We start from the raw sequence: 26049 nt of genomic DNA, 5'->3' as shown, positions 1-26049 counted from the left end.
CCTCGGCGTCCGGGCGGTTACGATGCCGGACGGCGCCCCCGGGCGCCGAGCACCGAAGGAGCACGACATCAGTTCAGAGACCGACCGCCTGGTCGCGTTCAGCACCCAACTCCGCGCCGTCCACCAGCGCCTCCGGCAGGCCCTCGACCTGGCCCGCCGCCAGATCGACGACGAGTTCGACGACAGGAACGGCGAGGACCTCCTCGTCTACTGCCGCGGCTTCTGCGCCGCCCTCAGCGGCCACCACCAGAGCGAGGACCGGGGCCTGTTCCCCGAGATCACCGCCGCGCACCCCGAGCTCGAACCCGTGATCGCCAACCTCATGCGCGACCACAACATGCTCGAACACCTCCTCGGCGGCTTCGCCGCGGCGATCGACTCAGGCGCCGACGACGACACCCTCCACCGCCACCTCGACGGCATCGGCGCGGTCATGGAGACCCACTTCGGCTACGAGGAGCGCCAACTGCTGAGCGTCCTCGACGCCCTCGCCCTGGAATCCGACCCGAAGGAACTCCTCGGGGACCTCGCCTAGGCGAACGCGGTGGCGAAGGCCGCCCAGATTGCGGGGGAGTCCTCCAGGCGGCCTGCTGCCTCCCAGCGGGCCGCTTTGTCGCGCTGCCAGGCGTTCAGGGCGGCGACGGGGTCGTCGGCGTCGTGGGCGGTGTTGACCGCCAGGATCGCCTCCGGGAGCACGGTCGTGGATTCCGTTGCGCCCGGGGCGAAGTGGCGCAGGCCCTCGTCGGTGGGGAGGGTCCAGCGGGTGGCGGTGACGTAGGAGGCGCCGGTGTGGACGGCGGCGGCGACGAGGCCGACGGGTTCGGCGAAGCGGACTTCGCCGCCGCTCTCGCAGGCGATGAGCGCGACCCGGTTCGGCATGCGCCAAGGGGCCGCGGGGCCGGGGCGGTGGCCCAGGAGGAGGTCGGCCGCGGTGAGGGGGCGGTGGCCGTTGACGACCGCGGCGCGGCCGGTCGTCGCGGGCCCGCAGCTCAAGTGGAGGCGGGCGTCGAGGCCGTGCTTCGCGGTCGTCACATGGCCGACGTAGAGGAAGCGCGCGGCGTCGGCGAGGAGCGGTTCCAAGACGTCGCGGTCGAGGTCGTCGCGGCGGGCGGGGCGTCCCGCGGGGATTCGGCGCTCGCCCAGCGCGGTGACGAGCGGGGCGTCGTCCGGCACGTCGCCGAGGACCGAGCCCAGGTCGCGGCCCGCGCCGGGGATCTTCGGGTCCAGGACCGCCACGACCGGGCCGTCCGGGTTCCACACGGTCCTGCGGCGCTCCGGGGCGTTGCGGACCGTCGCGGGCGGGAGGACCGAGACGTCGGCGTTCGTCACGAAGCGCTCGCCCTCGTCGACTCGCAATGCCTCCCAAGGGACTTGGGCGGTGGACAGCGACGGCTGGATGCGCACGTGCGGGCGCAGGCCCTGTTCGAGGAGCGCGTTCATCTCCACGGCGAGCTGGTAGGGGATGAGGGACGCGGCGAGGGCCGTCGCGAGGCCGGCTTCGCGGTGGCGGTCGGTCAGCGGGCCCGTCAGGGAGCGCTGGAGGGCCTGGTCCACGGTCTCGCCGGGCAGCGGGGTCGGGAGCGCCTCGGCGAGCGCGTCGAGGGCGGGCTGCACGCGGCCGGCCTCGACCATGATGTTCTGGATCGCGCCGAGGTCGTGCTCCCAGCGCCACGAGTAGTACAGCCCGTCGGCGTCGACCAGCTTGAGCTGCACGGTCGGTCGGTTCACCATGTGTCGACCACGTCGTCCGAGCGGATCGGGAACCCGTAGCGGCGCTCGGTCTCCCGGATCCACGGCTCCAATTGGGACTCCCGCCACGGGTTGACGCGCAGGCGCGGCGGGAGACTGAATCGGGTCGCCGGGAAGTCCGCCGAGGTGCCGGTCACGAGCGCCGAGGCGGTGAAGGAGAGCCGTTCCCCTTGGTCCGATTGGGGGAGCGGGACATCGGGGGTGTCGCTGAAGGGCTTGACGTCGACCGCGGCGGTGGCGTGGAGCGAGACCGTGGCGCTCATGTGCTCCAGCAGCTCCGAGACGAGCGCGCCGTCGCGGAGGGCGGCGGCGAGGCTCAGCGCGTGGGCCATCGCCGGGATCGCCACCGTTGCGGCCCAGCGTTCCCGGGAACGTCCGGGTGCGAAGCCGTGGCGGATCGCGTCGGTGGCGAGGGCCGAGGTGAGGGACAGGTCGAAGGCCCGGCGCAGCAGGCGGGTGCGCCGGCGATCGTTGAGGGTGGTCGCGGCCTGGTCGGCGACCGCGAACGAGCGGCGCATGTCGAGTCGGGCGAGGTGGTAGCGGGCGCCGGTCTCCTCGTAGACCTGCCAGGCGGCGAGGTACGACTCCTCGGCCTTGTCGTATTCGCCCATGGACGCGCGGATGTCGCCTTGGACCGCAAGGGCTTCGGCAAGGGCAGTCGCGTGCCCGGCGCGGCGCAGGACCTCGATCACCGGTTCCAGGAGCTCGTGGGCCGTGGCCGTGTCGCCCGCCTGGAACGCGGCGTGCGCCCGGCTGTAGCGCAGCTCTGCGGCGCGCAGGGGCTGGTCGCTCTCGCTGAGCGCCTGCTCGGCCGCGGCGAGGAGGCGCCGCCCGGTCTCGACGTCCCCGGCGCGCATCGCGGCCCGGCCCTGGTTCGCGACGGCGAGTGCAGCGGACACGGTGTCGCCCGCCATGAGATGGACCTGCTCGGCGAGCCGCAGGTAGTTCATCGCGGCCTCGTGGTCGTTGAGAGACTGGGCGATCACCGCGAGGTTCGAGTACGGATACCCGGTGAGGCGCGGGTCCCGGGCCGCGGCGAGGCGCAGCGTCAGCTGAGCGGCGGCCTCGGCCTCTTCGAGGCGTTCGAGTCCGATGAGGAGCACGGTCCGGGTGTTGTTGGCGGACACGGCGAGGAGGCCTTCGTCGCCCTCACCGCCGTCGCCGATGATGTCGAGCGCTCCGGTGACGTCGGCAAGCGCGTCATCCAGGCGGCCGAGAAGTTGCAGGGTCTGGCAGCGGTTGACGAGGATCGAGGCGCGGACGGCGACCGTGCCGTACCGGTCGCCCGCTTGGGCTTCGGCGGCGTAGCAGGCCTCAAGCGCCTGCTCCGCGTAGCGCAGTGCCGCTTCGGTGTCGCCTTGTCCTTCGGCGAGCCCCGCGAGATTGGCGAGCGCGCGGGCGCGGCCGTCGAGGCCCGCCGCGTCGACGTCGTCGACGTGGGTGAGTTCGAGGGCGTTGCGGAGCATCGCGATGGCCTCGACTGCTTGGCCCTTGGCCGCGAGTCTCGCGGCGCTGTTGTTCAGCTCCCGGAACGCGGCCCATCTGGGGCCGGTGGTCTCCTTGCCGCGCAGGCCGATCACGTCGTCGTCGGTCATGCCGCGGCCCGCTCGGTGAGCGTCGCGTCGGGGGAGGCGAGTCGGTCGCGGGCGAAGGCGATGAGGGCCGCGCGGCGCTCGGCCCGGTCTTCGGACCGGTCCGCGGCGTAGCCGGGGGCGCGGACCTGGATCGGGCGACCGCCCCCGAGGCGCCTCGCGAAGTCGGGCGGCGCGGGCGCCTCGCCGGTGAAGGCGCCGGTGCCCGGGTCGAGGCGGAGCGGGATCTCGACGGTGTCGACGACCGCGGTCAACGCGGCCGGTGCGGCGTCGGGCGCCGCGGAGGCGGCGACGTGCAGTATCCATGCGCCGGAACGGTGTTCGAATCGCCATGCGGCTTCGCCCGCGGCGTCGAGCGCGCGGGCCGGGACCAGGCTCCAGTCGATCGGCGCCGAACCGGACGCCACCGCGAGTCCTTCGTATGCGCCGCCCGCCGCGAGCGCCCAGTCCTCGGGCCGGAGCCGGGCCGTGTCGCGCAGCGCCACGCCGTACGAGTCCGCGAGGTCGGCGATGCCTGCCGCGAGGTCCGCGGCCTCCGGGTAGGAGACCAGCGTGCTCAGGTCGACCTCCGTGAGCGCGCGCTCCACGGCCGCGTCGTCGTCCAGGAGGTGTTCGAGTCCGGCCGTGTACCAAGCGGTCTCGGCCCGCAGCAGGCCGGCCGGGAGCGCGGGGATTCCGGCGGCATGGGACGCGGGCCACCACGCCCCCGCCCAGTGCAGGAACGCCAGGTTCCGGGCGGCGTCGAGCACGGGCGACTCCCATTCGGTCGCCATCGTCCCGGCCCCGGTCAGCGCCTCCGGGCCGTAGACCTCCCACAGCCAGTCGCCCGCGGCCCGCGCGTCGAAGACCTCCGCGGCCGGGTGCGCCCGCAGGTCGAGGGCGTCCCAGTACAGGAGCGCGCCGCGGGCCTCCACGAGCATCGTGCGCTCCGGGTGCGGCGGGCGGTCGCCGACGAGGATCGCGGTCGCGGTCCGCCGGACCGCGAAGGCCGTCATGACCGGTCCCCTTCGCGCTCAAGGGAACGCTTCAGCCGGTCGCGCTGGTCCATGACGACCGAGCGCAGCGCGCCGTCGAGGAGGTCCCACACCTCGTCGGCCGCGGTGGCCTCGCCGCGCAGCTCGCGGCCGTGGAGGCGCACCCACAGGCGCCGCAGGTACGCGCGTCGGGTGCCGCGCACCTCCCAGCCCATTGCGGACGGGTCGGGCAGGCGCAGCACGCGGTGCACATAGGACTCGCGGCGCCAGCGGTTCAGCAGGCGCGCGTTGGCGTCGGAGGCCGCCTCGGGCGCATCGTCGGCGCCCAGGCCCGCGCTGGCGTCGCGGCCGAGGGCCATCGCGACGCGGCTCGGCTCCTCGGCGAGCTGCCAAGGGGCTGCGGATCGCCGGATCTCGCCGGTGACGAGCGAGGGGATGTCGGCCATCGACTCGCGCTGGAACCAGGTGGTGAGCGCCGCGAACAGACGCTCCATGATGGACCGGTCGAAGGGCTTGGGCAGCTTGCGCTTCGAGGCCCGCTCGCCGAGTTCGGGGGCTGCGGGGCGGTCGCGGCCGGTGAGGCCGTAGCCGAGCGCGACGCCGGGGCGGTCCAGGGGCGCGGCCTCCGCGGTGCCCACCGCGGCGTCGGCGAGGGCCCGCCACAGGCGCGGGTCGGGGGCGGTCGCGCAGTCGTCGAGGAACGCCGCGACCCCCGGGTGCGGCTCGGCCGCGGCGGGCTCGGGACGCTGCGACCAGGCGTCGTGCAGGAGCCCGGCGAGTTCGGCGCTGCGTGCCGGGTCGGTGAGGAAGCGGCGCAGGCCGTCCACCGACACCTCGCCGCGCTCGGCGTGGACCTCGGCGACCGCTTCGGCCGCGATCTCGGCGGCTCCCGGGAGCGCGGCGGGGTCGCCGTGGACGTGCGCGAGCTCGTAGCAGCGCTGGAAGTACAGGTCCTGCGGGTGGCCCTCGGTGACGCCCGCGCGGCGGCGGGCCCGCTTGAGGAGCTGGAACCACGCGGCGGTCGCGGCGAGGGCCGGGCCCGCGTCGAGGATCGCGTTCCGGAGGGCGTCGACGTGCTCGATGGCGACCACCCCGCCGGAGAACCGGGGGTTCTGCGCGGGTCGGAGCACGAGCGGGTCCAGCAGGAGCTTGACGGTGCGCGCGAGGGGCCGCCCCGAGGCGTTGCTCAAGGGCGCCACGGCATCGCCGAGCTGGGACCAGGCGTCGGCGACGAGCATGCCCCGCGGCACGGCCGCCGAGGCCGCGAGGCCATGGACCATGCGCGAAGTGTAGCCGGGCCGTACGACTCCGAGGGAAAACCTGTGATCGGTAGGGGCCGCCGCCGGGCGACGCTGACGGCGTCGCACACCCCGCACGCCATCCCACCCAGGAGGAGGCCCCGATGTTCCAAGACTTCCGCGCGGCCGGTCCGCTCCCGCCGCACTCGCAGCTCGTGCGCTCCCCGTACGGCACCCCCGAGCACCCGCTCGAACCGAAGCGGCGCCCCCGCGGCGCCGGCGGCAGCATCCTCGGGTTCGCCCTGCTGATGACGGCCGGGACGTTCGTCGCCGCGACCGGCGGCGAGTACCTGACCGCGCCCGAACCGGACGTCATGCTGCGCACCGGCATCGCGTTCTCCGCCGACGGCCTCGCGCTCGTCCCCTACGACCGCGCCGGATCGGGCGGCCTCCTCGCCGAGCTCGCCACCGACGTCAACGCGGTGCGCCTCGCCGCCGTCGACCTCGCCACCGGCGAGACGAAGTGGGACGTGCAGCTCGCCGACGAACTCGACCAGGACGCCGCCGCCGTCGGCGCGGGGGAGCAGTACGCGTACATCGCGACCGCAGAGGGCCTGGAGATCCGCGACCTCGACGACGGCGCGCTCGTCACCGGCGCGGGCGACGTCCCCGGCCTCGAAGGCGCCGGGACCGGCACGGCCGCATACGGACTCGACCCCGCGGCCGGAGTCGTCGCGCTCGGCTTCGACGGCGCCTTCCGCACCGTCGCCCTCGACGCGCTCGAAGCCGTCCCGGCCGACCCCGCCGTCGCCGAGGCCTGGACCGGCCGCCTCGCCGCCGAAGGCGCCGCGAGCCAGCTCGGCGGCATGACCACCACCGAAGCGTCCATCGGCGAGGACGCGACGGTCCGCGTCGAGCCGACCGCCGCGGGCGCCGTCACCTCCCGCCTCGTCGTCTCCGAGGACGGCCGCGCCCTCGGCACCGGGACCTACAGCGAGGCCGCGATCGTCCTCGACCAGACCCAGGCCACCACCGCCTGGGACCTCGACCTCGACGTCGACGGCCTCATCGAAGGGCTCCTCGAAGACCCCACCGCCGCAGAAGCGCTCATCGACGACCCCACCGGGGCCATCGACCTCACCGCCCCCGCCGGGACCGCCGCGGGCGCCGCCTCCGGGCACGTCCTCGTCGAGCACCGCCGCACACCGGGCGGCGAGGACTACGCGCTCACCGTCCTCGACCTCGACACCGGGCAGACCACCGCCTCGATCGACACCACCGGCCACGCCGGCCGCAGCATGACCGCCCCCGGCGGCCAGACCGTCGTCATCGTCGCCCCCGCCGACGGCCCCTTCCAGAGCGACCTGCTCATCGTCGCCGCCGACGGCTCCGTCGACCGCGCCGAATTCGGCGCACTCGACCTGCTCGGCGACCCCGACACCCACTGACCCCCACCGAAACCTGTGACCGGTAGCCGCCGGTCCCGCCCGAGACTCAAGACAACAGCAACCCAGAAGGGAACACCCCGATGTTCAAGCTCATCAACACCCTCGCGCTCATCGTCGGCCTCGCCTGCACCGCGATGTTCGTCTACACCGGCCTCACCAGCGACGCGATGATCCCCTGGGTCAACGGCTGGATGGCCGGCCCGATCATCCTCCTCACCGTCCTCCCCTTCGCCATGATCGGCCGCCTCTTCGACGGGCACATGCGCGAACTCAGGGGCCAGGTCGCCAAGGGCTTCGAGAACACCCCCATCGCCATCGGCACCGTCGTCTCCGTCTCCCGCACCGGCCTCACCGTCAACGACCAGCCGCAGCTGGAGATCCTCTTCGACGTCGACACCGCCGACGGCCAGTCGTTCCGGGCCGTCTCCCGCAGCCTCGTCGACCTCACCGAGCTCGCCGCGGTCGTCCCCGGCGCGATGCTCCCCGTCCGCTACCGGCCCGGCAGCACCGACGGCCGCGTCGTCATCGCCGTCGACGCCCCCCAGGCCGAGATGCAGGCCGCGTTCGACCGCGTCCGCGTCGCCAAGGGCCTCGTCACCCCCCGCCAGCTCCACATCGCCGAGCAGGGCCTCGACGGCCGCGCCGTCGTCCTCGCGCTCGCCCCCACCGGCGAGATCCAGGGCGACCGCGCCGTCATGGACATCGACCTGCGCATCACCCGCTTCGACGGCACCACCTTCGACCTGAAGCAGCGCAAGCCCGTCGACGGGAGCGCCGTCGCCCAGATCCAGCCCGGCATGGTCGTGCGCGTCAAGTACCTCCCGCACGACGAATCCGAGGTCGTGATCCTCACCGCCCTCAACCCCTGACCCACCCGTACCGGACCCGCCCCAGTGGAGGGTCCGGTACGGGCGGAAACGCCCGGTACCTGCACTCCGGGCCCCGCCCGCGGGCCCGGCCGCGTCACCCCCGCCGGGTATCCTCGCGGGGGTCCACCGGCCCCATCGCGGACCCCCGTCCCTTCGCAGCCCCCGAGTGAGTAGGCCCCGTGAACGCTCCCGTCTGGCTCGCCGTCGACCTCGGCACCACCCACACCGTCGCCGTCATCGGCCGCGGCGGCGCCGAGCCCCGCTCCCTGCTCTTCGACGGCTCCCCGCTCCTCGCCTCCGGCGTGTACCTCGACACCGACGGCGACCTCCACACCGGCCGCGACGCCCAGCGCCTCGCCGCCGCCGACCCCGGCCGCTTCGAGCCGCACCCCAAGCGCCGCATCGACGACGGCACCGTCCTCCTCGGCGACCGCGAAGTCCCCGTCGAAGAACTCCTCGCCACCGGCCTGCGCCGCGTCGCCGAAGAGGCCGCCGCCTCCGGCATGCGCCCCACCGACACCGTCCTCACCTTCCCCGCCGACTGGGGCCCCGTGCGCCGCGCCAAGCTCGAAGCGGCCGCCGACCTCGCCGGGATGGGGACGGTCCGGCTCCTGCCCGAGCCCATCGCCGCCGCCACCTACTGCGCCGAAGTCCTCGGCCAGGAGATCCCCGTCGGCGGCACCGTCGCCATCTTCGACTTCGGCGGCGGCACCTTCGACGTCGCCGTCGTCCGCCGCGACGAGCAGGGCCTGCGCACCCTCGCGTTCGGCGGCCTCGACGACCTCGGCGGCCTCGACGTCGACATGGCGCTCGCCGCCCACCTCGGCCGCGTCATCGCCGGACGCGACCCCGAACTGTGGAAGCGCCTCAGCGAACCCGAGACCACCGCCGACCTGCGCGACCGCCTCGCGTTCTGGGGAGAAGTGCGCGCCGCCAAGGAGATGCTCTCGCGCACCTCCACCGCGCCCGTCGCCCTCCCCGGCCACAACCCCATGGGCCTGCACCTCACCCGCGACGAACTGACGAGCCTCGCCGACCCGCTGGTCGCCCGCGCCGTCGACGAGACCCGCCGCACCGTCGAACGCGCCGGGGTCGAACCCGCCCAGCTCACCGCCGTCCTCCTCGTCGGCGGCTCCAGCCGCATGCCCCTCGTCGCGACCCGCCTCCACTCCCGGCTCGGCGTCGCCCCCTCCGTCCCCGAGCAGCCCGAACTGCCCGTCGCCTTCGGCGCGTTCACGCACGCGCTGGCCGGACCGGAGACGGCCGTGCCGAGCCCGCCCGTCACGCCGGTCGCCTACGCGCCCTACCCGGTCGGGAGCCCGCAGTACTCGCCGCAGGGCCTCCCGCCCCAGCAGAGCCCGCAGCCGACGCCGCAACCGAACCCGCATTTCCCGCCGCCGCAGCCGAGTCCGCAGTTCGCGCCCTCGCAGCCGACGCCCGCCGGGCCCTACCCGCCGCCGGGCGCCGCCCCGTACCAGCCCAAAGTCCACACTGGACCACTTCCCACCGGCGGGCCGCAGCCGAAGCGCTGGATCGGCCTCTCGGTGGCCTCCTCGATCGTCACCGTGATCGTCATCCTCATCGTGATCGCCGTGAACAACAGCAACCTCGGCGGCATCTTCGAAGACGTGACCGGCGGCGACCTCCTCGAAGGGCTCGGCGACGCCGTCGGCGACGGCGCCACCGAGGGGACCGGCCTCGACCTCGTCTACGAGCAGACCCTCGCGGGCACCGGCGCCGCGTCCGTGGCCGCCGTCGACGGCAAGGCCGTCATCGCCGAAGTGGTCGACGGCAAGACCGCCGTCTCCGCATTCGACGCCGCCGGAACGGAGCTGTGGAAGCAGGAGTACGAGCTGGAGCCGACCGAGCTGCACCTGTTCACCGTCGAGAACGTCCTCGTCATCGACGCGCTCGGCTCGGCCACCGACGAGGGCCAGAACATGCGCGCCGCCGCGTCCCTCGACACCGGCGAACTCCTGTGGAAGCAGCCCTGGATCGACCGCAACGACCTCGCGTTCTACGGCACGGACCTGCTCGTCGAGCAGCGCACCGGCTTCGACGACAACGCCGTCATCCGCATCGACCTCACCACCGGCGACGAGGTGTGGAAGAAGAAGGGCCCTGAAGACCTGTTCATCATCGACGAGTACCGCATCCGCGCCGAGACCGTCTGGGACGACGGCGGGGAGCACGCCGGGACCGCCGCCCCGAACTCCTACTCGCTCTACGACAACCTCGCGGCCGCCGACCGGGTCGTGGACCTCGATCCCTACGAGGGCACCGGGATCGTGCGCAGCGCCGCCGACGGCGACTCGCTCGTCAGCGGCGACCTGCCGCTCGACTCGTACCATTGGACCGCGTTCGATGGCCTCGCCGTCGGCAAGATCTCCGAGGACGCCTCGCCGGGCCGCACGGTCCTCGCCGGGTACTCCCTCGACGACCTCGGCGAGGTGTGGCGGCACGAGTTCGAGGCGGGCTACGCCATCACGTTCGTGAAGGCCTGCGGCGAGCACCTCGTCTGCGCCGCAATCGAGAACACCACCGCCGAGCAGTACCAGACCGTCGCGGTGAGCACCGAGACCGGCGACCTCGTGTGGGAGCTGAACTCGATCGACTGGTCCGTCGAGGAGCAGTGGTACTCCACGCCCTCCGCGGTCCTGCACGGCGACCAGGTCTTCGACACGCTCGACGAGGTGCGCGTGGCCGACTTCGCCGGGCAGGTCACCCACGGCGCCGACGAGCAGTACATGTCGGTCCTCGCCGTCAAGGACGGCCGCGCCGTGGTCGACCAGGTCAGCTCCAGCATGACCAGCACCTCGTGGGAGGTGTTCGTGCTCGACCCGGCCACCGGCGATCGCACCCCCGTGCAGGACGCCGGGGCCGACCTGCCCGAGCACGTCTCGATCGCGGGCGACCTCGTGGTCGTCCACACCGGCGACGGGCGGGCCCAGGTGCTCGCCGCCTCCGGGCTCGGGGAGTAACTCCGCAGGCGCCACAAGGACTTTCGCGGCCGTCGACTGGAGCTCCTCCAGCCGCGCCGCGGGGATGTCCGGGTCGACCACGACCAGGTCGAAGTCGGCGACCGGCGCGAGCCGGTAGAGCCCGCGGCGCTGGAACTTGGTGTGGTCCACCAGGAGCACGCGGCGGTCGCACGCGTCCATCAACGCGCGCTTCACCGCCACGGTCTCGGGCGACTGGTGGTAGCACGAGCCGCGCGTGATCGCCGTGGTCGACGCGAACAGCAGGTCCGCGTGCAGACTCGACACCGAGTCCACTGTGCGCAGTCCCAGGTACGCGTCGTACGCCGGGTAGTACGTGCCGCCCAAGGAGATCAGCTCGATCCCCGGGCTCCCCGCGAGCGTCTGGATCACCGGCCCGAAGTACGTGATCACCGTGAGCGGCGCGCGCTCGGGGAGCAGCTCGGCGAGCGCGAGCGCCGTCGTGGACTCGTCCAGGAGCACCGACTGCCCCGGCTTCACCAGGCGCAGCGCCGCCCGCGCGATGGCCTCCTTCGCTTCCGCCATGGCGCCCATGCGGTGCCGCACGTCGCCGTGGAACGCCGTCGAGGGCTGCGCGGTCGCGCCGCCGCGCACCTTCCGCAGCCAGCCCTCCCGCTGGAGGTAGTCGAGGTCGCGGCGGATCGTCATGGTCGTGACGCCGAGGTCGGCGGCGAGCTGCTCGATGCGCACGAACCCCTCGTCCACCACGCGGGTCCTGATCATTTCGCGGCGGGCGCGCGGCGCGCGGCCCCCTTCGCCTGCGGGATCGGGTTCCGGCGACATGGTCGACCTCTGTTCGTTCCGTGTGAAGTGAACAACCCCTGCGGGCCGCGCGGGCCGGGAGTCCGGGCCTCCTGAGCGGCGTCTCCCTCGCTGCGATGCAAGCGGTGACGGCCGCCCCGGTGTGCGGCCCCGGACCTTCTTAACACAATTCCGCGGTCGCTTACAACACTGATCCTGTTCGTTTCGCGCGCGGTAGTGACATCCGGGCCGGTGCGGGTCTACGGTCGCAGTCACGACACAACCCCTCCCGTCAGGGAACCGACAAAGGAGTCGTCGATGAGCAGACTTGCAGCTGGTGCCCTCACCGGCGTGCTGGCCCTGGCCGCCCTCGCGGCCTGCGCCGAAGAGCCCGGGACGGGCGAGGGCGGGGACGGCGCCGGAACGGTCGCCTTCCTCATGCCCGACCTCGCCTCGACCCGCTACGAGCAGTACGACGCGCCGCTGTTCGAGCAGCGCATGGGCGAACTGTGCGCCGACTGCGAGGTGATCTACCAGAACGCCGACTCGGACGCGGCCCTCCAGCAGCAGCAGGCGAACTCGGCCATCGCGCAAGGCGCCGAGGTCATCGTGATCGACCCGGTCGACTCGACCGCCGCGGCCACGATCGTGCAGACCGCGCAGTCCCAGGGCGTCAAGGTCGTCGCCTACGACCGCCCCATCCCCGACAAGCCCGCTGACTTCTACATCTCCTTCGACAACGAGGCGATCGGCGAGGCCATCGGCCAGTCGCTCGTGGACCACCTCGACGCCGAAGGCGCCGAAGGGGGCCTGCTCCAGGTGAACGGCTCGCCGACCGACGCCGCGGCCGGACTCATCAAGCAGGGCATCCACAACGCGATCGACGACTCCGGGTACGCGCTCCTCGCCGAGTACGACACCCCGGACTGGTCGCCCGAGGACGCGCAGCAGTGGGTCGGCGGCCAGATCGCCCAATTCGACGGGCAGATCGCGGGCGTCGTCGCCGCGAACGACGGCACCGGCGGCGGCGCGATCGCCGCGTTCAAGGCCGCCGACGCGGAAGTGCCCCCGATCACCGGGAACGACGCCGAGCTGGCCGCGATCCAGCGGATCATCGCAGGGGACCAGTACAACACCATCTCCAAGCCGATCAGCATCGTCGCCGAGGCCGCCGCCGACGCCGCGTACGCGCTCATGCAGGGCGAGGAGCCCGAGGCCACGCACGACCTGTTCGACACCCCGTCGCAGCTGTTCGAGCCCACGGTGGTCACGCAGGAGAACCTCGCCGAGGTGATCTTCGGCCCCGAGGGCGTGCTCGCCGTCGAGGACGTCTGCACGCCCGAGTACGCCGACGCCTGCGCCGCGCTCGGCATCGCGTAACCCCTTCGCACGTAAAGGAACAGACCAGACCATGACGAAGACAGGAGCGGCGACGGTGCTGTCGCTGCGCGGGATCTCCAAGAGCTTCGGTGCGGTCGCCGCCCTCGCCGACGTCGACCTCGACGTCGGCGAGGGGGAGGTCGTCGCGGTCGTCGGCGACAACGGCGCCGGGAAGTCCACGCTCGTGAAAGTCCTCGCGGGCGTCCACCCGCCCGACTCGGGCACGATCGAGTTCGAGGGCCGCGAGGTGCGGCTCGAATCGCCGACGCAGGTCCACGCCCTCGGGATCGCCACCGTGTTCCAGGACCTCGCGCTGTGCGAGAACCTCGACGTCAAGGCGAACCTGTTCCTGGGCAGGGAGATCCGGCCGTTCCTCCTCGACGACGTCGCCATGGAGAAGCGGTCCTGGGAGCTGCTGCGCCAGCTCTCGGCGAAGATCCCCACCTTGAGCGTGCCCGTGGCGGCGCTCTCGGGCGGGCAGCGCCAGACCGTCGCCATCGCCCGGTCGCTCCTGGGCGACCCGAAGGTGATCCTCCTCGACGAGCCCACCGCCGCGCTCGGCGTGGCCCAGACCGCCGAGGTCCTCAACCTCGTGGAGCGCCTGCGGGACAAGGGACTCGGCGTGGTGATGATCTCCCACAACATGGAGGACGTGCGCGCGGTCGCCGACCGGGTGGCCGTGCTCCGCCTGGGCCGCAACAACGGCGTCTTCGACGCCCGTACCGTGTCCACTGAAGACATCATCGCGGCGATCACGGGCGCCGCCGACAACGTCGTGGCGCAGCGGGCCTCCCGCACCGCCGACCGCACTTCCCAAGGGAGCGACCCCCGATGAGCCCCGAGACCCCCGCCCTCGACCTCCAGGACGAGCGCCTCGTCGCCCCGCAGACCCTCGGCGACGCCGTGCGCGCCGCGTTCCGCCGCGTGCGCGACGGCGACCTGGGGATGCTCCCCGTCTTCGGCGGGATCGTCGTCATCTGGACGGTGTTCCAGCTCCTCAACCGCACGTTCCTGTCGAGCACGAACCTCGTCAACCTGTCGTTCGACATCGTGCCTGTCGGGTTCCTCGCGCTCGGGATCGTGTGCGTGCTCCTGGTCGGCCAGATCGACCTGTCCGTGGGCTCGGTCAGCGGCGTCGCCGCCGCCGTCACCGCGCTCGTCATGGTCCGCTACGAGCAGCCGATCTGGCTCGCGATCCTCGCGGCCGTCGCCACCGGGTGCCTCATCGGGTTCGTGTACGCGCAGGGCTTCAACCGGTTCGCGGTGCCCTCGTTCGTGATGACCCTCGCCGGGCTCCTCGCGTTCCTCGGCGTGCAGCTGTGGCTGCTGCGCGGCCAGAACGCCGTCAACCTGCCGTACGACTCCGACCTGGTGCAGTTCGCGCAATTGTGGTTCGTGCCGGAGTGGATGTCGTACCTGTTCGTCATCATTGCCGCGGCGGGGTTCCTCGGGACGAGCTTCGCGGGGGCGCGCACGCGCAAGGCGGCCGGGCTGTCCGCGCCCTCGCCGCGGCTGCTGGTGTTCCGCGCGGCCCTGGTGCTCGCCGCGCTCGGCTTCACCGTGTTCTACCTGAACAAGACCCGCGGCGTCGCCTGGATGTTCGTGCTGTTCGTCGTCGTGGTCCTCGTCATGCACTACGTGCTCTCGCGCACGAAGTTCGGGCGGTCGATCTACGCGGTCGGCGGGAACCCCGAGGCCGCGCGCCGCGCGGGCATCAACGTGAAGTCCGTGTACGCGTGGACGTTCGTGATGTGCTCGACCCTCGCGGCCGTCGGCGGCGTGCTCGCCGCCGCCCGCCTCGCGGCCGCCACCCAGTCCACCGGCACCGGCGACGTCAACCTGAACGCCATCGCCGCGGCCGTCATCGGCGGCACCAGCCTGTTCGGCGGGCGCGGCTCGGCGTTCTCGGCGCTCCTGGGCATCCTGGTGATCCAGTCGATCTCCAGCGGCCTGACGCTGCTCAACCTCGACTCGTCGTACCGGTTCATGATCACCGGCGCGGTCCTCGTCCTCGCCGTCGCGCTCGACTCGTTCGCGCGCCGCTCGCGTCAGGCGCACGGGAGAGGATGACGCCATGACCTCCATCTCGATCGACGCGGGCACCACCGCGATCAAGGCCGTCGCCCACGCCGACGACGGCACCGAGCTCGCCGTCGTCCGCGGCGCGGTCGGCGTGCAGCGCCCCCGCACCGGCTGGGCCGAGCAGGACATGGCCGAGGTCTGGCGCGAGACCGCCGCGGTCGTCCGCGAAGCGGCCCGGCACCTCCCGGGCCCGCCCGACATGATCGCCCTGACCGCCCAAGGCGACGGCTGCTGGCTCGTCGACGCCGACGGATCGCCGACCGGCCCGGCCGTCCTGTGGTCCGACGGGCGCGCGGCGCCAATAGTGGACCGCTGGCGGGACGCGGGCGTCCTCGACGAGGCGTTCCGCGCCAACGGATCGCTCACGTTCCCGGGCCTGCCGAACGCCGTCCTCGCCTGGCTCGCCGAACACGACCCCGACCGCCTCGACCGGTCCCACGCCGCGCTCACCTGCGGCGGCTGGGTCTTCCACAACCTGACGGGCCTGTTCGCGGCCGACGAGTCCGACGCCTCCGCGCCGTTCCTCGACCCCGCGACCCGCGACTACGCGCCGCACCTCGTCGAGCTGTTCGGCCTCTCCCGGGCCGCCCGCCTCCTTCCGCAGGTCCTCGGCGACGGCCGGCGCGCCGCCGCGCTGCGCCCCGAAGCCGCCGCGGCGCTCGGACTCCCGGCCGGAGTACCGGTCGTCATGGCGCCCTACGACGTCGCGTCCACCGCGATCGGCGCCGGAGCCGCCACCGCGGGGACCGGCTGCGCGATCCTCGGGACCACTTTGTGCACGGAAATCGTACGCACCGGGACCGACACTTCTGGCGAACCGGCCGGGCTCACGGTCGCCCTCGACTCCACCGGCCAGTGGCTCCGCGTCTACCCGACCCTCGCCGGGACCGAGGTGATCGACTGGGCCACAACGATGCTCGGCCTCGACACCCCGGAGGAACTCGGCGACCTCGCCGAACTCGCGCCGCCGGGCGCGGGCGGCCTCGTGTTCCTCCCGTACCTCTCCCCGGCCGGGGAGAGGGCCCCGTTCCTCGACACCGCCGCCCGCGGCACCTTCTGGGGCCTCACCCTCGAACACGACCGCGAGCACCTCGCCCGCGCCGTCTTCGAGGGCCTGAGCCTCACCATCAAGGACTGCCTCGCCGCCTCCGGTGCCACGGTGCAGGAGCTGCGCCTGTGCGGCGGCGGCGCGGGCAGCGACCTGTGGTGCCGGATGATCGCCGACGCCACCGGCGTCCCGGCCGTGCGCACCGCCGACACCGAGATCGGCGCGAAGGGCGCGTTCCTGTCCGGCCTCGTCGCCACCGGCGCCGAACCCGACCTGGCAACGGCCGCAGCGAAATACGTGCGCCCCGGCGACCGGTTCGAACCCGAGGACGCAGGGCTCTACGACGACCTCTACGCGCAGTTCCTGGCGCTGCGCGACGTCGCCCGCGCGGGCTGGCGGGTCCAGGCGGGACGCCGTGGCTGACCGCATCTGGATCGGCGCCGACCTCGGCACGCAGAGCGTCCGCGTCCTCGCCGTCGACGACGCCGGACGCGTCCTCGGCCGGGGCTCCGCGCCGCTCACCGGGACCCGGGACGGCGCCCGCCACGAGCAGGACCCCGAGCAGTGGTGGACCGCGTTCTGCACCGCCGCACGCGAAGCGACCGCGGCCCTCGACGCCGCCCGCATCGCCGGGTTCGCCGCCGACGGCACCTCCGGCACGATCCTCCTCGCCGACGACGCGGGCCGCCCCGCCACGCCGGGCCTCATGTACGACGACGCCCGCGCCGCAGCGGAAGCCGAGCGCATCAACGAGACCGGCGCCGAAGTCTGGGACCGCCTCGGCTACCGGCGCATGCAGCCGGGCTGGGCGCTCCCCAAGCTCCTCCGGCTGGTGGAGCAGTCCAAGGGCGGAACCCGGCTGCTCCACCAGCCGGACCTCATCACCTGGCGGCTCGCGGGCCGGCGGCTCGCCGCCGACGCCAGCCACGCCCTCAAGACCGGCTACGACCTCGTCGAGGAGCGCTGGCCCGAAGACGTCCTCGACGCGCTCGGGATTCCGTTGTCGCTCATGCCGGACGTGGTCCGGCCCGGCACCGTCATCGGCGACGTCGGCCCCGCAGGCGCCGCGGCCACCGGCATCCCCGCCGGGACGCCGATCATCGCCGGGATGACCGACGGCTGCGCGGCCCAGCTCGCGGGCGGCGCGCTCGCCACCGGCTCCTGGAACTCGGTCCTCGGCACCACACTCGTCCTCAAAGGAGTGTCGGAGCACCTGGTGCGCGACCCCGGCGGCGTCGTCTACTGCCACCGCGGCCCCGGCGGCACCTGGCTGCCCGGCGGCGCCTCCTCCAGCGGCGCCGGGGCCCTCGCGCGGCTCCTGCCGGGCGCCGACCTCGACGCGCTCACCGCCGTCGCCGCCCAGCGCGGCCCCGGGCCCGTCGTCTACCCGCTAGCCGGGACCGGCGGCGAGCGGTTCCCCTTCGCCGCAAGCGATCTCGAACCGTTCACGCTCGGCACCACCGACGACGACGCCGACGTCCTCAGCGGCGTCCTCACCGGCCTCGCCTGCGTCGAGCGCCTCTGCTTCGACTACCTCGACCACCTCGGCGCGCCCGTCGGCGGCGACCTCGCCTTCACCGGCGGCGGCAGTGCCAACCGGTACTGGTCCCAGCTGCGCGCCGACCTCCTCGGACGGCCCGCGCGCCTCCCCGCGCACGCCGAGTCCGCGGCCGGCATGGCCGTCCTCGCCGCCACCTCCACCGGTACGTCCCTAGTGGACACCGCGGCGCGGATGACGGGCACCGGCGAGCGCGTAGAGCCGGACGCGTCCCGGCACCGCGCGCTCACCGACCTCTACCTGCGCTTCACCGACCATCTCCATGAGCGGGGCCGGATCGACCGGCCGTTCACCGCCCATGTCCACCGGAGGGCCGAACACTGACCGACATCGTGATGGTGCGCCACGGCGAGACCGTCTGGCACGCCGAGAACCGGTACACCGGGACCACCGACGTCCCGCTCACCGACCGCGGCCGCGACCAGGCCCGCAGCCTCGGCGCGTGGGCCGCGGGCGCCGGACTCGCCGCCGTCTGGTCCTCCGACCTGACGCGCGCCGTCGAGACCCTCGCGCCCGCCGCCGCCTCGACCGCCCTGCCGCCCTTCAGGGACGACCGCCTCCGCGAAGTCGCCTTCGGCGACGGCGAGGGCCTCACCGGAGCCGAGATGCGCGAGCGGTTCCCGGACCGCTACGCCGCCTTCGAGAAGGACCCCGTCGGCGACCACCTCCCCGGCGGAGAGGACCCCGTCGCCGCCGTCGCCCGCGCCAGCGCCTGCCTCGACGAGATCGCCGCCGCCCACGAGGGCGGGCGCGTGCTCGTCGTGTGGCACTCGACGCTCATGCGCCTCGTCCTGTGCGACTGGCTCGGCATCCCGCTCTCGGAGTACCGGCGGCGGCTCCCCATGGTGCGCAACGTGGGGCTCACCGAAGTGCGGGTCGCCGGAGGGCGGCGCTCGCTGCTCCAGTTCAATACCCCCGTCTGGACCGATGAGGAGGACCACCGATGACCCGAGTGCTCGCCGCGGGCGACCGCTTCGTCCTGCCCGGCCTGCTCGCCGCCGCGCTGCGCGAGCGCGTCGACGGCCTGGAGATCGCCGAGCTCGCCCTGGACTGGCCGGACACGCCGTTCGGGCCCGTCGCCGAAGTCGTCGAGGCCTCCGGCACCGAGGACGCGATCATCGATGCGCTGCAAGGCGTCCGCGTGTGCGTCACGCAGATGGCGCCGATCACCGCGCGGGTCCTGGAAGCCTGCCCGGACCTCGCGTTCGTGGCCGTGGGCCGCGGCGGGCCGGTGAACGTCAACCTCGACGCGGCCACGAAGCACGGCGTCGCGGTCTCCAGTGCGCCCGGCCGCAACGCCACGGCCACCGCGGAGCACACGATCGCGCTCATGCTCGCGGCGATGCGCCGTATCCCGCAGGTCCACGGCGACCTCGCCGCGGGGACCTGGCGCGGCGACTACTACCGGTACGACTCGGTGGGCCTGGAGCTGGAGGGCCGCACGGTCGGCCTGATCGGCTACGGCGCCATCGGGAACCGGGTGGCGCGCATCGCGGGCGGCTTCGGCGCGCGCGTCGTCGTCCACGACCCGTACGTCGACCCGGCGCTCCTCGCGGGGATCGCCGAACCGCTCGGCCTGCCCGAACTCCTCGCGCAGTCCGACGTCCTGTCGCTCCACGCCCGGCTCACCCCGGACACGCGCGGCATGATCGGCGCGGCCCAGATCGCGGCGATGCCGGCCGGTTCGGTCCTCGTCAACTGCGCCCGCGGCGCCCTCGTCGACTACGACGTGGTCTGCGACGCCCTCGACGCCGGCCACCTCTTCGCGGCCGCGTTCGACGTCTACCCCGAGGAGCCCATCCCCGCCGCGTCCCGCCTCCTGCGCACCGACGGGATCGTCATGACCCCGCACCTCGCGGGCGCCAGCCGCGAGACCGCCCACAACGCCGCCCGCATCACCGCCGAGGAGACCGCGAGATTCCTCGCGGGCGAACCGCTCCTCCACTGCCAGAACCCGGACGTCTTCGGCTGACCGGATCGTTCCGGTCCCGGCCGGGATCGTGCCTGTCGCCGCGGGCTCCGCGGCGGCAGGATTGGGGGCATGAACCGAGCGCTGATCGTCATCGACGTCCAAGAGTCCTTCCGGCAGCGGCCCAACTGGGCCGCGACCTCCGACCCCGACGTTGCCGACAAGGTCGCCCGCCTGGTCGACCACGCCCGCGCCAAGGGCGACCTGGTCGTGTGGGTGCTGCACCACGAGCCCGGCACCGGCAACGTCTTCGACCCCGACCGCGGCTTCTGCACCTACATCGAGGGCCTCAAGCCCGAAGCGGGCGAGATCGAGGTCGCCAAGACCTCGCACAACGCGTTCTCCACCACGAACCTCCAGCAGGTCCTCACCGAGCGCGGCATCCGCGAGGTCGCGATCAGCGGCATCCGCACCGAGCAGTGCTGCGAGACGACCGCGCGCGTCGCCTCCGACTTCGGGTACACCGTGGACTTCGTGGTCGACGCCACCGCGACCCACCCGATCCCGCACCGGGACGCCGACCCCGACCGGTCCGTCGAGGAGGTCCTGGCCGACCCGCTGACGCTCCAGACCGCGGACGTGATCGAGCGCACGGTCTATGCGCTGGCGGGCCGGTTCGCGACGATCAGTACTGTCGAGGAAGTGATCGCGCGCTGACCGGATCGGGAGGCCCCATGACCCGCGTCGTCTTCCTGCTGGTGCCCCAGGTGCACCTGCTCGACCTGGCCGGACCGGCCCAGGTGTTCTCGACGGCCGCCGACCTCGGGTTGGACTACCGGACCGAGTACGTCGCAGGCCAGGAGGACGTGCCGACCGCGCAGGGCCTCCCGCTGCGCGCGGGCACCGAGTGGCCGGACCTGGAGTCAGGGGACCTGGTCCTCGTCCCGGGCTGGCGGTCCCCGAAGACCGCGGGCGGGCCGCGCCTCACCGACGCCCAAGTGGCGCAAGTGCAGGCGCACCATGCGCGCGGCGGCACCGTCGGGTCCGTCTGCTCCGGGGCATTCGCGCTCGGGCAGGCCGGGCTGCTCGACGGCCGCCGCTGCACCACCCACCACTCGCTCCAGGACGAGCTGGCGCGCCGCTTCCCGGGCGCGACGGTCGAGCGCGACCGGCTGTTCACCACGGACGGCCGGGTCGTGACGTCCGCGGGGATCGCCAGCGGCATCGACCTGGCGCTGCACCTGGTCGCCGTGCGGCACGGCCCGGCCGCGGCCGCGCAGATCGCCCGCGAGATGGTCGTCTACGCGCGGCGCGGCGGCGACGCCGCGCAGGACTCGGCGATGCTGCGGCACCGCTCGCACCTGTCCGACGCGGTGCACCGCGTCCAGGACCTCATCGACGCGCGGTTCGCCGAGCCGCTGCGCCTCGCCGACCTCGCCTCTGCCGCAGGCGTTTCCGAGCGGACCCTCACCCGCCGCTTCACCGAGTCGACCGGCCTGACGCCGCTGCGCTACCAGTCGGTGCTGCGCCTCGAACGCGCCGAGCACCTGATCGCCCAAGGGAGCCCGGTCGAGTCCGCCGCCCGCGCGGTCGGCTTCGGCGACGCCCGGATGCTGCGGCGCCTGCGCTCGGCGCGGCCCCGCCCCTAGCGGTTGCGGACGTCGACTCCGGAACCGTCGCGGAAGCGGATGCGCAGGTAGACGTCGCGGCCCCGCGTCACCCGGTCCTCGAACACGAACCGGGCCGCGGGCACTTCGAGCACCTTGTCGAGCAGCACGAGCGTGTCGCCGTCGCGCCGCAAGCCCTTGGCCTGCCTGCCGTCCGAGGCCGAGGTGATCCGGTCCGCGGCGAATCCGAAGCGCCGGTCGGTGAGGATCCAGATCCCGCTGCGGTGCGGGCCGGTCTTCAGCAGGCGCGCGGCCTCGCAGTCCCGGCCCTCGCCGAACGCGACCAGGCCCGGGGGCCGGCCCTCGAAGCGCCGGATCTCGTTCCAGTACGGCACGCCGCCGGTGACGATCCCGACCGGGCTGACGAGCTTGACCGCCGCCCAGCCGACCGCGGTCGCGGCGCGGTAGGCGGCGGACGGATGGCCGCGGATCTCCGAGCGGTAGTTCCCGCGCCCGGTCGCCGCGTACGACCGCAGCTGCTCGCCGTCCTGGAGCCATTGGCCCGCAACGAGACTGCGGGCGTCTTCCAGCAGGTCGTACTCGCGGCCGCTCATACCGGGCTCAGCGGTCCGCGAGGAGCTTGTTGAGGGCGGCCGCCTGCTCCTCGTCGCACGCGGCGTGGTCGTCGCGGCAGGCCCCGATCCGCATCGCCTGGCCGTCGAAGGCCGCCACGATCTCGCCGATCGCCTCGCTGAGCCCCTCGGCCGTCGAGGAGTAGTGGCCCTCCAGGCCGACCCAGCCCGGGACGCCCCAGGAGGTCTCCTCGGCCATGGTCTCGGACGCCTGCGACTGGATCGGCGACGCCTGCCCCTTGAGGCCCTCCAGCGCGCCCTTCAACGCGTCGAGTTCGTCCAGGTCCACGCGGATCGCGCCGCCGCCTCCGCCCCCGCCGGAGCCGCCCGAGGACGTCGCCGACGAGAACATGTCCATGGCCGCCTGCGGCGCGTTCCCCGCGAGGCTCGCCCCGGCGCCGATGCCCGCCTTGATGAGCACGCCCTTCCACAGGGCGTAGTTCAGGCCGTCGCGCACGCCGAAGATCTGCCCTGACGTGACGTGGAAGGCGCCCTTGCGGTTGAGGCCCTGGTCGACCAGGACCCGGAGGATCTTCCCGAAGATCCCGGTGGCCTTCTGGATCTTGCTCATCACGCGCAGGAACATCGAGGTCGCCTTGTAGAACGCGGAGAGCACGAACGCCGCGACGCTCGCGCCGAACGACCACGGCCCTGTGGCGAGCGCGACGAGCCCGCGGGTGATCAGCCACGCGACCAGCTCGGCGAGGATCGACTCGATGAGCGCCTTGATCGCCTCGGCGAGCATCCGGCACCAGCTCGCGATCTGCTGCACGTTCGACGCCTCGTGGCCCGCGGCCGCGATCGCGGCGGCGAGGGCGTCGAGCTGCTCGCGCGCGGCGGTGGCGTCGGCGCCCTGCCACTGCGTCATGTTCGCGCCGACCGCCGCGCCCGTCTCGGTGGACAGGGAGTTCAGCGACTCGGCGACCTTGCCCCACGCGTCCTCGACGCGCTGCATGTCGCCGGGCGAGCCGGAGACGTACTCGATCGCGTCGTTGAACGGCTCCACCAGCTCCAGGACGATGCTGAGCCCCGCGGACGCCAGCGCGAACACCGGGTCCTTCATCGCGCCGAGGACCTCCATGCCGAGCCCGGTGATCTCCCCGGGGATGGCCGCGGCCGACGTGAGCCGGTCGTCCCCGGCGATGGTGCCCCAGATGTTCTGGGCGAGGCTCGATCCGGTGGTGACTACGGGGATGTTCGACACGTGTTCATCTCCACGACTTGGGGGATTTCGAGTGGATCGAGCATACTGTCCCGCCGCGACGCCCGGCCGCCGCGGACAGCGGCGGGGGCCCGGACGTCCGCCCGGGCCCCCGCCGCCCCCTCTGAGAATCGAGTCTCGTTGCGGTGCAGTCGCTTACGGCACCGTGTATCCGGCGGCCCTGACCAGCTCGTACCACTCGGGGCGCGTCAGCGGCACCTCCGAGCCCTGCGCGGAGCCGGTGATCCGCTCGATGTTCGTGGTGCCGATGACGACCTGCATGTTCGCCGGGTGGCGGGTGATCCACGCGACGGCGATCGCGATCGGCGGCACGTCGTACTTCTTCGCGAGCCGGTCGACGACGGCGTTCAGCTCGGGGTACCGCTCGGAGCCGAGGAACGGCCCGTCGAAGAACCCGGCCTGGAACGGCGACCACGCCTGGACGGTGATGTCGTGGAGGCGGCAGTAGTCGACGATGCCGTCGTCGCGGCTGATCGACTGGTCGAGGCCCTGCATGTTCGCGGCGATGCCCTGCGCGATGAGCGGCGCGTGCGTGATCGACAGCTGCACCTGGTTCGCGACGAGCGGCTGGTTCACATACTTGCGCAGCAGGTCCATCTGGCGCGCGGTGTGGTTCGAGACGCCGAACGCTCGCACCTTGCCCGCGGCGGCGAGGTCGTCGAACGCGCGGGCGACCTCCTCGGGCTCGACGAGCGCATCGGGCCGGTGCAGCAGGAGGATGTCGATGTAGTCGGTGTCGAGCGCCGCGAGCGACTCGTCCACGGACTCGGTGATGTGCTCGTACGAGAAGTCGAAGTACGGGCCGGGGTGCATGATCCCGGTCTTGGTCTGGATGACCAGGCGCTCGCGCTCCGAGGGCGTGAGCTTCATGGCCTCGGCGAAGCGGCGCTCGCAGCCGTGGCGGCCGCTGCCGTACAGGTCCGCGTGGTCCACGAAGGTGATCCCGGCGTCGACGGCGGCGCCGACGATGGCGCGCACCTCCTCGTCGGTCTTCTCCTGGATGCGCATGAGCCCGAGCACCACGTTCGGTGCGGTGATGTCGGTGCCGGGCATGGTGAAGGTCTTCATCTGGTTCCTTGTTCGTCAGGCGGCGGACAGGCGGGCGACCTGTTCCGGGGTCAGTTCGAGTCCGGCCGCGCCGGCCGAGTCGCGGATGCTCTCGGGGCGCGAGGCGCCCGGGATCGGGATGACGACGGGCGCGAGCGCGAGCTGCCACGCCAGGGTCACCTGGTAGACGGAGACGCCGAGTTCGGCGGCGACCTCGTTGAAGGCGGCGTGGCGCGAGCCCAGTTCGGGCGCGCTCTTGATGCCGCCCAAGGGGCTCCACGGCAGGAACGCGACGCCGAGCTTCGCGCAGTGGTCGAGTTCGGCCTCGCTGGAGCGGAACCGCGGCGAGAACTGGTTCTGCACCGACGCGAGCCGCCCGCCGAGGATCGCGTTCGCCTCGTCGATCTGCGCAACGGACGCGTTCGAGATGCCCGCCTGCTGGATGACGCCCTCGTCGAGGAGGTCGCGGATCGCGCCGACCGAGTCGGCGTACGGGACCTTCGGGTCGGGGCGGTGGAACTGGTAGAGGCCGATGGCCTCGACGCCGAGTCGCTTCGCGGACGCCTTGACGGCCTCCTTGAGGTACTCGGGGCGCCCGTCCTGCGTCCACGAGCCGTCGCCGGGGCGCAGGTGGCCGCCCTTGGTGGCGACCAGGACGCCGTCGGCGCCCGGGCCGTACGACCCCAGGGCCTTCGCGATCAGGGCCTCGTTGTGGCCGACCTCGTTCGCGTCGCGGTGGTAGGCGTCGGCGGTGTCGATGAGCGTCACGCCCGCGTCGAGCGCGGCGTGGATCGTGGCGACCGACCGCTCTTCGCCGGGGCGGCCCTCGATGGACATCGGCATGCCGCCGAGCCCGATCGCCGATACCTGCCGGTTGCCGATGGTGCGCTGCTGCACGGTGCACTCCCTGCTGATTGGCGGCGCGCCCCCCGCGCCCGCCGGCCGACGGATGTCCAGGCCGATGCTAGGTATTCTCGATCTAGAAATCCAACAACTGGCGTTTCTGGTATTGAGAACCCGGGGGAATGATTCATGGACCTGCGGCAGATGGAGTACCTGGTCGCGCTCGCCGATGAGAGGCAATTCACACGGGCGGCCGAGCTCATGGGCATCTCCCAGTCCGGCCTGTCCGCGGCGATCCGCAGCCTGGAGGACGAGCTCGGCACCGCCCTGTTCACCCGCACCACCCGCCGCGTCGAGCCCACCGAGGCGGGCTTCGCGCTGCTGCCGTACGCGCGCATGATGCTGGAGCAGGCCGCGGGTGCCCGCGACGCCGTCGTCAAGGCCAGCCGCGCCGTCTCCGGGTCCCTGTCGATCGGCGCGGAGCAGTGCCTCGGCCTCATCGAGGTGAGCCCCCTGCTCGACCGCTTCCACCGCCGCCACCCGCAGGTCGAGACCATGTTCACCCAGTGCGGCTCCCACGACCTCATCGGCATGGTCCGCGCCGGGGAGCTCGACGTCGCGTTCGTCGCCACCGACCGGCGCCTCTCGGGCCTGCCGCACCGCGAGATCGGCCGCGAGCCCCTCGTCGTCGTCACCCCGCCCGACCACCACCTCGCCGCCCGCGCCTCCGTCCCCTGGGCCGCCCTCGACGACCAGGACTTCGTCGACTTCGGCGCCGCCTGGGGCGTGCGCACCCTCAACGAGTCGGCGTTCGCCGCCCGCGGCCTGCGCCGCCGCGTGCGCTGCACCGTCAACGACGTCCACACCCTCCTCGACCTGGTCTGCCGCGGCCTCGGCATCGCCGTCGTCCCGCGCCACGTCGCCGCGAAGCCCCAGGCGAGCGCCCTGCGCGTCCTCCCGCTCGCCGACGAGGACGTCCCGCAGTGGACCGTCTCGGTCGTCTCCACCGCCTGGGACCAGGCCGACTCGCCCGCCGCCCACCTCCTCGAACTCCTCGAAGAAGGCCAGGTCCCCGACACCGTCCCGGCCGCCGCCTAAGAAACTTTGAAAA

22 protein-coding genes and 1 pseudogene are annotated in these 26049 nt (G+C 73.2%); 14 read left to right on the top strand and 9 right to left on the bottom strand.

What is annotated here, in order from left to right:
• Positions 1 to 22 precede the first annotated feature (22 nt).
• The gene (locus tag WA640_RS23910; protein WP_335991104.1) at positions 23 to 535 is read left to right on the top strand and encodes a hemerythrin domain-containing protein; all 513 of its coding nucleotides are present in this window, start codon (positions 23 to 25) and stop codon (positions 533 to 535) included.
• On the opposite strand, the gene WA640_RS23905 is transcribed toward WA640_RS23910, so the two are convergent.
• From WA640_RS23905 to WA640_RS23890, 4 genes are read right to left on the bottom strand one after another with little or no spacing between them, the layout of a single operon-like run.
• On the bottom strand, positions 532 to 1731 hold the full coding sequence (locus WA640_RS23905; protein ID WP_335991101.1) for a CHAT domain-containing protein: 1200 nt from the start codon (positions 1729 to 1731) through the stop codon (positions 532 to 534). The two genes, WA640_RS23910 and WA640_RS23905, sit on opposite strands and share 4 nt — an antisense overlap.
• Positions 1725 to 3344 carry a tetratricopeptide repeat protein gene (locus tag WA640_RS23900; RefSeq protein ID WP_335991099.1) on the bottom strand — a complete coding sequence of 540 codons (1620 nt, stop codon included), beginning with the start codon at positions 3342 to 3344 and terminating at the stop codon, positions 1725 to 1727. The genes WA640_RS23905 and WA640_RS23900 overlap by 7 nt, the downstream gene beginning before the upstream one ends.
• On the bottom strand, positions 3341 to 4336 hold the full coding sequence (locus WA640_RS23895) for a hypothetical protein (RefSeq protein WP_335991097.1): 996 nt from the start codon (positions 4334 to 4336) through the stop codon (positions 3341 to 3343). Before WA640_RS23895 ends, WA640_RS23900 begins: the two co-directional genes overlap by 4 nt.
• A complete protein-coding gene (locus WA640_RS23890; protein ID WP_335991094.1) occupies positions 4333 to 5595 on the bottom strand; it encodes a hypothetical protein in 1263 nt (420 codons plus the stop codon). The genes WA640_RS23895 and WA640_RS23890 overlap by 4 nt, the downstream gene beginning before the upstream one ends.
• A gap of 122 nt (positions 5596 to 5717) precedes the next feature.
• On the opposite strand from WA640_RS23890, the gene WA640_RS23885 reads away from it, so the two are divergent.
• The 3 genes from WA640_RS23885 (at position 5718) to WA640_RS23875 (ending at position 10851) form a co-directional block, all read left to right on the top strand.
• The gene (locus tag WA640_RS23885; RefSeq protein ID WP_335991091.1) at positions 5718 to 7001 is read left to right on the top strand and encodes a PA2928 family protein; all 1284 of its coding nucleotides are present in this window, start codon (positions 5718 to 5720) and stop codon (positions 6999 to 7001) included.
• Between the two features lie 80 nt (positions 7002 to 7081).
• On the top strand, positions 7082 to 7870 hold the full coding sequence (locus tag WA640_RS23880) for a hypothetical protein (protein WP_335991088.1): 789 nt from the start codon (positions 7082 to 7084) through the stop codon (positions 7868 to 7870).
• A gap of 179 nt (positions 7871 to 8049) precedes the next feature.
• A complete protein-coding gene (locus tag WA640_RS23875; protein ID WP_335991085.1) occupies positions 8050 to 10851 on the top strand; it encodes an Hsp70 family protein in 2802 nt (933 codons plus the stop codon).
• Between the two features lie 6 nt (positions 10852 to 10857).
• Here the strand turns inward: WA640_RS23875 and WA640_RS28935 are convergent.
• Positions 10858 to 11592 (bottom strand): annotated as a pseudogene (locus WA640_RS28935) (DeoR/GlpR family DNA-binding transcription regulator); the annotation flags it as partial.
• A gap of 336 nt (positions 11593 to 11928) precedes the next feature.
• Here WA640_RS28935 and WA640_RS23865 point away from each other — a divergent pair.
• From WA640_RS23865 to WA640_RS23825, 9 genes are all read left to right on the top strand, one after another.
• Positions 11929 to 12990: a substrate-binding domain-containing protein gene (locus WA640_RS23865; protein ID WP_335991081.1), complete on the top strand. Its 1062-nt coding sequence runs from the start codon at positions 11929 to 11931 to the stop codon at positions 12988 to 12990.
• A 31-nt stretch (positions 12991 to 13021) separates the two neighbouring features.
• Positions 13022 to 13825, top strand: coding sequence for an ATP-binding cassette domain-containing protein (locus tag WA640_RS23860; RefSeq protein ID WP_106366407.1), 804 nt, complete (start codon positions 13022 to 13024; stop codon positions 13823 to 13825).
• Positions 13822 to 15060 carry a sugar ABC transporter permease gene (locus WA640_RS23855; RefSeq protein ID WP_335991078.1) on the top strand — a complete coding sequence of 413 codons (1239 nt, stop codon included), beginning with the start codon at positions 13822 to 13824 and terminating at the stop codon, positions 15058 to 15060. Before WA640_RS23860 ends, WA640_RS23855 begins: the two co-directional genes overlap by 4 nt.
• Before the next feature lie 4 nt (positions 15061 to 15064).
• A complete protein-coding gene (locus tag WA640_RS23850; RefSeq protein WP_335991074.1) occupies positions 15065 to 16543 on the top strand; it encodes an FGGY family carbohydrate kinase in 1479 nt (492 codons plus the stop codon).
• Positions 16536 to 18002 carry an FGGY-family carbohydrate kinase gene (locus WA640_RS23845; RefSeq protein WP_335991071.1) on the top strand — a complete coding sequence of 489 codons (1467 nt, stop codon included), beginning with the start codon at positions 16536 to 16538 and terminating at the stop codon, positions 18000 to 18002. The genes WA640_RS23850 and WA640_RS23845 overlap by 8 nt, the downstream gene beginning before the upstream one ends.
• A gap of 11 nt (positions 18003 to 18013) precedes the next feature.
• A complete protein-coding gene (locus tag WA640_RS23840; protein ID WP_335991191.1) occupies positions 18014 to 18625 on the top strand; it encodes a histidine phosphatase family protein in 612 nt (203 codons plus the stop codon).
• Positions 18622 to 19650 carry a 2-hydroxyacid dehydrogenase gene (locus WA640_RS23835; RefSeq protein WP_335991068.1) on the top strand — a complete coding sequence of 343 codons (1029 nt, stop codon included), beginning with the start codon at positions 18622 to 18624 and terminating at the stop codon, positions 19648 to 19650. Before WA640_RS23840 ends, WA640_RS23835 begins: the two co-directional genes overlap by 4 nt.
• A gap of 69 nt (positions 19651 to 19719) precedes the next feature.
• Positions 19720 to 20304 carry a cysteine hydrolase family protein gene (locus WA640_RS23830; RefSeq protein ID WP_335991065.1) on the top strand — a complete coding sequence of 195 codons (585 nt, stop codon included), beginning with the start codon at positions 19720 to 19722 and terminating at the stop codon, positions 20302 to 20304.
• A 17-nt stretch (positions 20305 to 20321) separates the two neighbouring features.
• Positions 20322 to 21236 (top strand): GlxA family transcriptional regulator, encoded by a 915-nt coding sequence (locus WA640_RS23825; RefSeq protein ID WP_335991063.1) that lies wholly within the window; start codon positions 20322 to 20324, stop codon positions 21234 to 21236.
• On the opposite strand, the gene WA640_RS23820 is transcribed toward WA640_RS23825, so the two are convergent.
• The 4 genes from WA640_RS23820 to WA640_RS23805 all read right to left on the bottom strand — a co-directional run bounded on the left by WA640_RS23820 (position 21233) and on the right by WA640_RS23805 (position 24992).
• Positions 21233 to 21808 (bottom strand): hypothetical protein, encoded by a 576-nt coding sequence (locus tag WA640_RS23820; RefSeq protein WP_335991062.1) that lies wholly within the window; start codon positions 21806 to 21808, stop codon positions 21233 to 21235. The genes WA640_RS23825 and WA640_RS23820 overlap by 4 nt on opposite strands.
• A 7-nt stretch (positions 21809 to 21815) precedes the next feature.
• Positions 21816 to 23030, bottom strand: a complete 1215-nt coding sequence (locus tag WA640_RS23815) for a WXG100-like domain-containing protein (protein WP_335991060.1) — start codon at positions 23028 to 23030, stop codon at positions 21816 to 21818.
• Positions 23031 to 23183: 153 nt separating this feature from the next.
• Positions 23184 to 24116, bottom strand: a complete 933-nt coding sequence (locus WA640_RS23810) for an aldo/keto reductase (protein WP_106366397.1) — start codon at positions 24114 to 24116, stop codon at positions 23184 to 23186.
• Positions 24117 to 24131: 15 nt separating this feature from the next.
• On the bottom strand, positions 24132 to 24992 hold the full coding sequence (locus tag WA640_RS23805; protein WP_335991058.1) for an aldo/keto reductase: 861 nt from the start codon (positions 24990 to 24992) through the stop codon (positions 24132 to 24134).
• Between the two features lie 135 nt (positions 24993 to 25127).
• On the opposite strand from WA640_RS23805, the gene WA640_RS23800 reads away from it, so the two are divergent.
• On the top strand, positions 25128 to 26036 hold the full coding sequence (locus tag WA640_RS23800; RefSeq protein WP_335991056.1) for a LysR family transcriptional regulator: 909 nt from the start codon (positions 25128 to 25130) through the stop codon (positions 26034 to 26036).
• The last annotated feature ends 13 nt before the right edge of the window (positions 26037 to 26049 follow it).

The sequence above is a fragment of the Glycomyces sp. MUSA5-2 genome, from assembly GCF_037034145.1.
Classification (GTDB): domain Bacteria; phylum Actinomycetota; class Actinomycetes; order Mycobacteriales; family Micromonosporaceae; genus Glycomyces; species Glycomyces artemisiae.
Note: the sequence above shows the minus strand (reverse complement) of the source record. Positions and strands in the feature narration are given on the sequence as shown.